Source organism: Leuconostoc sp. (assembly GCF_965300815.1).
Genome location: NZ_CBDKZH010000116.1, coordinates 1 through 3978, shown reverse-complemented (window position 1 = coordinate 3978; position 3978 = coordinate 1). Strand labels below are relative to the sequence as shown.

Here is a 3978-nt window from a genome sequence, read left to right as displayed (position 1 = left end):
TTATCAACGCGACAATCGATCATTAAAATATGATGATTATAATTTAATTGATGTTTGAGGAGAAACTGTCTTTATGGGGAATTTGTTGTTAGATGCAAAAGATGTATCTGTCCAATTTAAAATTGCTGGTGATTATCAAACAGCCCTACACCGCGTTAATTTATCGATTGCACGTGGTGAAGTATTGGCGCTCGTCGGCGAGTCTGGTTCAGGAAAGTCAACCTTTGCGATGAGTGTCATGGGGTTGCATAACCCAGATCAAACACAGGTCACGGGGTCGATTCGCTTACTCGGTGATGAATTGATTGGGTTATCTGAACGGCAGTTTGATACGTACCGTGGGGTATCGGTGGGGATGATCTTTCAAGATCCGTTATCGAGCTTAAATCCACTGATGAAAATTGGCGATCAAATTGCTGAAGCTATTACCGTGCATGATAAACACGCCAAGGCTGTCACAACACGCGTGCAAAAATTATTAACGGATGTTGGGATTACGGATACGAAGCGCGTCGCGCAACAATATCCGCATGAACTGTCTGGTGGGATGCGGCAACGTGTGATGATTGCGATTGCCCTAGCCAATGAACCAGATTTGATCATTGCGGATGAGCCAACAACGGCGTTAGATGCCACCATACAAGCACAAATTCTAGACTTAATTAAAGAAATTCAACTCAAAAAGAATGCCGGTATTTTACTCATTACGCATGACTTAGGTGTCGTGGCAGCGATGGCCGATAAAGTGGCCGTGATGTAAGCCGGACAAATTGTTGAAGAAGCGCCGGTTAATGACCTATTTACCCAGCCAACACACCCGTACACGCGGTCGTTGTTGCGGGCGGATCCGTCAGATGTTGCCCCTGGGCAGGCGTTGTATGCAATTCCAGGTACTGTACCAGCTTTGAAGGACATGGATCATAGTAAAGACTTGTTCCTACAACGTTTGCCGTGGCTTGATGACGACGTCGTCAATGCACCTGTGGCTGACACGTTGCATGAAGTCGGGCCCAATCATTTTGTACGAGGGACGGCTTGGCAAACATTTGAATTTACGGATGATTTTAACAAGGTAGGTGAAGTATGAGTGAGCTGGTTAAAATTGAGCATTTGAAAGTTTACTATCCGATTCGCTCAGGTTTTTTTAATCGGGTAACAGGTAACATTAAGGCGGTAGATGACGTTTCTTTTACCATTGAAGCAGGGAAAACGTATGGCTTAGTTGGTGAATCTGGTTCGGGGAAGACGACGATTGGCAAGGCGATTGTTGGGCTAGAAAATCCAACTAGTGGCAAAATTTTATTTGATGGCCAAGATGTGACAACGATTAAACAAAAAAAGCATCTGCATTACAACAAAGATGTACAAATGGTGTTTCAAGATAGTCAATCTAGTCTGAATCCGCGTAAAACAATCGGTGAAATTATTGCGGAGCCGTTAAAAAACTTTGGTGTGCCGCAGACAATTGGCGCTGGGGCGAACGGTGAACGACTCTTTACGCAAGAAGCGATTGATGCGCGTGTTTTAGAATTATTGGCCATTGTTGGCCTGCCAGAACGGACAGTGACACAATATCCGTTCCAGTTTTCTGGTGGTCAGCGGCAACGGATTGGTGTTGCGCGGGCCTTGGCGACAAATCCACGTTTGATTGTGGCTGATGAACCGGTATCAGCGTTGGATTTGTCGGTGCAAGCGCAAGTGCTGAATTTTATGAAGAAAATTCAACGTGAATTTGGGATTAGCTTTTTGTTTATTTCCCATGATTTAGGTGTGGTGAAATACATGACGGACTATATTGCCATTATGCACCAAGGGCGCTTTGTCGAAATGGGCACAACGGCCGATATTTTTGAGCATCCACAGCATATTTATACAAAACGCTTACTCTCAGCTATTCCAAGTTTGGATGTCAGTCAACGCGATGCCAACCGCGCACGGCGTAAGGCGCTTGAAGCGGAGTTTGAGGAAAGCAAGTTGGATTATTACCGCGAACAAGGGCAATTATTGCGCGCCTTTGATTTGCAGGCTATTACAGATACCCACTTTGCTGCTGTGAAAAAGGAGGCACGATAATTATGCTACAAACAATACTACGCCGTGTCTTGATTATGATTCCGCAGATGATTTTGGTGTCGATTTTGATTTTTATGTTGGCACAATTGATGCCGGGAGATCCGTTTTACGGGAACTTGAACCCCAACTCTGATCCCGCGACAATTGAACGGATGCGACACGCAGCCGGGCTTGATTTGCCTTGGTATGAGCAATATATCCGTTGGGTCGACCATGTTTTACATGGTGATTTAGGCACCTCTTATACGGTTAATAAGGGCTGGTCAGTCACGCGCTTGATTGAGCAACGCCTTTGGCCAACCCTATCGATGGGTATCTTAGCGACAATTCTCACGTATTTATTAGCGATTACGCAAGCGTTGCTCGCTGCTCGTCACGAAAACAAATTGATTGATCGGGCGTTAATTGTTTGGAATACATTGACGTCAGCGGTGCCGTCCTTTGTGTTCTACTTCATCATGATGATTTTATTTGTGTATATTATTCCAATTTTCCCAAGTTCAGGGACAGGAATTGATGACACTAAGAATTTTGCGGTGAATTTTTTCAGTAACTTACGTTATGCCTTTTTGCCTGGCTTTACGATTGCCCTCTTTAGTACGAACGGGGTATTTCAATACCTCAGATCGAATTTGTTAGATCAGCAAGCCCAAGACTATGTGCGGACAGCACGTGCCAAAGGGGTACAGATTAAAGATGTTTTCCGCAAGCACATTTTAAGAAATGCCTTTTTGCCAATTGCTTCCGGCATTGGTTATGCCATTACGGGCGTGCTGGCTGGGGCGATGTTTGCGGAAACCGTCTTTGGTTATCCTGGGATTGGAGCCTTATTCGTGCAAGCATTGAGTGGTCGTGACTATACGGTGATTACCGCATTGATGCTGTTACAAGGCTTCTTAGCGCTCTTAGGTGGGTTGCTATCTGACATCATTTCTGCGTGGGTTGATCCGCGTATTCGTGTGAAATAAGGAGGCGCTATGGCAACGAAAAAAAGTCGTTTTGGCGAAAAATTTTTGAAAAATTTTTGGCGTGAACTAGAACGTGATGGATTGGGTTTGACCGCTCTGATTTTACTCATTGTGTTATTCTTATTTATTTTTATCGGGCAGTTTTTTGTGCCGAGTGATATTGGGACGATGAGTAGCATTTTAAATGCGAACTTACCACCGTTAACCAACGGGCATATTCTCGGGACTACGGACTCTGGGGCTGACTTTATTTTGACATTAATTGCCTCAGCGAAGAATTCCATCATTATTGGGTTCGGGGTAGCCACGTTGATTTCCCTGATTTCAATTGTTTTTGGGATGATGATTGGTTATTTTGGCGGTTGGGTCGATTGGATTGCAATGCGTGTGATTGATTTTTGGCTGATTATGCCGTTAATCATGGTGTTGGCGATTATCTTTGCCACGGCTAAAGGGGTGTCGATTTGGAGCCTGATTATGATTTTGTCCGTCATTAGTTGGCCGGCCAACGTTCGCTTGGTACGGACGTTAACATTGTCGGAAGTCAATCGTGATTATGTTGAAGCAGCCAAAATTTCAGGAACACCTTGGTATAAAATTTTGTTTTCGGGTATTTTGCCCAATATTTCATCAACCATTATTTCAGATTATGCTTTAACACTGGCGGGGTCAATCGGGATTGAAACTGGATTGACATTCTTGGGCTTTGGTTTGAAGCAAGGGACCAGTTCGTTAGGGTCGATGTTGATGGTATTGAATGGGTCTGCTTCAACGATTTATGTGCGTTGGTGGTTATGGGTGCCGGTCACACTTATCCTCATCATACTCACATTTGGTTTTGTGGTTTTGGGACTTGTTGCGCGTCGTGCAAGGGATCAAAGCGAAGCAGTGAATTAAAATATATTTATAATTAAGTGTTGACATTATGAAAAACTGT

The 3978-nt window shown here is 44.1% G+C and carries 3 protein-coding genes and 1 pseudogene; all 4 read left to right on the top strand.

Going from position 1 to position 3978, the window contains the following annotated elements; genetic code table 11:
- Positions 1-73 precede the first annotated feature (73 nt).
- Positions 74-1087 (top strand): annotated as a pseudogene (locus ACW12G_RS06855) (ABC transporter ATP-binding protein).
- Positions 1084-2073: an ATP-binding cassette domain-containing protein gene (locus ACW12G_RS06850; protein WP_055308507.1), complete on the top strand. Its 990-nt coding sequence runs from the start codon at positions 1084-1086 to the stop codon at positions 2071-2073. The pseudogene ACW12G_RS06855 and the gene ACW12G_RS06850 overlap by 4 nt, the downstream one beginning before the upstream one ends.
- 2 nt (positions 2074-2075) lie before the next feature.
- Positions 2076-3041 carry an ABC transporter permease gene (locus ACW12G_RS06845; protein ID WP_009999951.1) on the top strand — a complete coding sequence of 322 codons (966 nt, stop codon included), beginning with the start codon at positions 2076-2078 and terminating at the stop codon, positions 3039-3041.
- A 9-nt stretch (positions 3042-3050) separates the two neighbouring features.
- Entirely contained in the window at positions 3051-3938 is an 888-nt protein-coding gene (locus ACW12G_RS06840) for an ABC transporter permease (protein ID WP_455647591.1), read from the top strand.
- The last annotated feature ends 40 nt before the right edge of the window (positions 3939-3978 follow it).